Below are 1,830 nucleotides of genomic sequence, written 5' to 3' on the forward strand. Positions count from 1 at the left end.
GGGGCGATATTACACTTGCTCTTATACCTTGGGCTTATCGTTAAACTCTTCCTTATCGACAGCATTGAGGATATTCCAGCCTTCTTTATCAGTCATTTGGTGTTCCATCACGCGCTTTGTGCCTTAATCGCCGCGGCGCTGACCTTTATGGCTGTCGGCGTTTATCTTACCCAACAAAAGTTAAAACAAGCGCAGCTGACGCCCCCATTGCAGCTTCACTAACTGCAACTTAACTAACTTAAGGGTGCATAAAATCTCTGACGCCACGGCGGATAAAACCAACTGCTATTCGCCAAACCATAGAAACAAAAAAGGAGCCTAAGGCTCCTTTTTTGTGGTGATGCTTAAGATTATGCCGCTTTGGCAACATCAAAATTCGACAGCAGCATGACCGCAGTACGGCCTAATAGGTGATTGATAGTACGATCGCCGACCAATCCTAATTCAGCAATGGCTTGCTGACGTGCTGTGCTGACCGCTCTGAAGAGGGTGATTTCGTTATTCGCGCCACCACAGAGGCTGAAGAATAATCTTAACACTGCGCGGTAATGCTCTTCTTGCATCGCTTTCATCCAAGAGGCTTCTAAGGCTTCTTGGCTAGAAAAGTCGAGCGCGGCAACAAATAAATTGCCAATACGACTATCTAAACGGATTAAGAAGTCGTTTTTACGCGGAAAGTGATGACTAATACCGGTGCGGCTAATCCCCGTTGCTTCAGATAACGTGGTATAAGACATAGTCTCAAAGCCAATAGTCAAAATTTGTCTTAACGCTTCATCCATAATCTGATTTATGGTCTGCTCAGTCTGTACTCGCGAGCGCTTAGCCATAGTAAAGTCTCCCGTTGTTCTTTTTCTGGGGTAGAGCTTACCAAAGCCTTTCAGGGATTACTGCTGTTTGGAAACGCCAAACAAGTGTATTTCGCTTTTGTTCAGCTAGGGTTCAGTTTGAAACAGGGAGATTTATCGATTCTGTTTACATATTCACAACATTGAATTTTGTACTAACCAGTCGTGGGCCTTTGCCTCCCCCATTAGCAATGTCAGTGTCGGGTTAAGGTAACGCCCAAGATCCGGCTTACGCCAAGATAGGTATGCTGGCAGGGGTTGCAGCACAGTCTCACCAAAAGTACGCTGCATTAAACTCGAATACTCACGAAATACCTCTGGTTCTATTTGTACTATTTTAGGATAAAAATCGGCGACAAAATCACGATATTGGCGGTAGTGGACAATCTGGCTCACTTGATACTTTTTTAACACTTGTATCATCATAGGGCTAGTCCAGTGAGACATATACTGCGAACTTGTTAATGCTGCAAGGTTGCGTCTGTGGTATTGCTGCCAGGCTAAATCCAGATTGCCTTTGGCCTTAGCAACACGCCAAACCAAATAGAGATCCGCTAACCACTCATGCTGGTAAGCTGTTAATTCTTTTGGCAATAAACTGCCCTGCAAGGCCAGATTCTCAAGGTGTCCTAGCTCGTGCCACAGGGTTAATAATGCCTGTTCTTTGAGGTCATATTGATAGGTTGTGCCATCGATATTGAGCAGCTGAAACTCTGGTGTTTCTCGCTCATTTACTAGGATTAAACCGGAGAAATGACTATTTTCGACGGGTAACACCATTGCACTGCGAAGCCCAAGCTCTGTTTGAAACTGGGCTTCACTGCGGGGGAGTTGTTCACGGACCTGAGTTGGAAAGCTTGCCAGACACTGACTCAATTGCGCTAACGGGCAAATTAACGCCTGCTTGTCGCCAATAGGCACCCAAGTCAGGCTAGAGATCAGCGTCAGAGCAATGAGACTCACTGTTTTGCCATGATATTTT

The 1,830-nt window shown here is 45.5% G+C and carries 2 protein-coding genes and 1 pseudogene; 1 reads left to right on the forward strand and 2 read right to left on the reverse strand.

The annotated features are described in order from the left end of the window. Positions 1-222, forward strand: a pseudogene (locus tag ACQY6Q_RS02095) (hypothetical protein); the annotation flags it as partial. Between the two features lie 128 nt (positions 223-350). On the opposite strand, the gene ACQY6Q_RS02100 reads toward ACQY6Q_RS02095, so the two are convergent. Both ACQY6Q_RS02100 and ACQY6Q_RS02105 read right to left on the reverse strand, forming a co-directional pair. Continuing rightward, positions 351-830: a TetR family transcriptional regulator gene (locus tag ACQY6Q_RS02100; RefSeq protein WP_011623828.1), complete on the reverse strand. Its 480-nt coding sequence runs from the start codon at positions 828-830 to the stop codon at positions 351-353. A gap of 153 nt (positions 831-983) precedes the next feature. Next, positions 984-1,811: a hypothetical protein gene (locus ACQY6Q_RS02105; protein ID WP_427977304.1), complete on the reverse strand. Its 828-nt coding sequence runs from the start codon at positions 1,809-1,811 to the stop codon at positions 984-986. Positions 1,812-1,830 lie beyond the last annotated feature (19 nt).

The sequence above is a fragment of the Agarivorans sp. genome, from assembly GCF_050295395.1.
In the GTDB taxonomy this organism is placed as follows: Bacteria; Pseudomonadota; Gammaproteobacteria; order Enterobacterales; family Celerinatantimonadaceae; genus Agarivorans.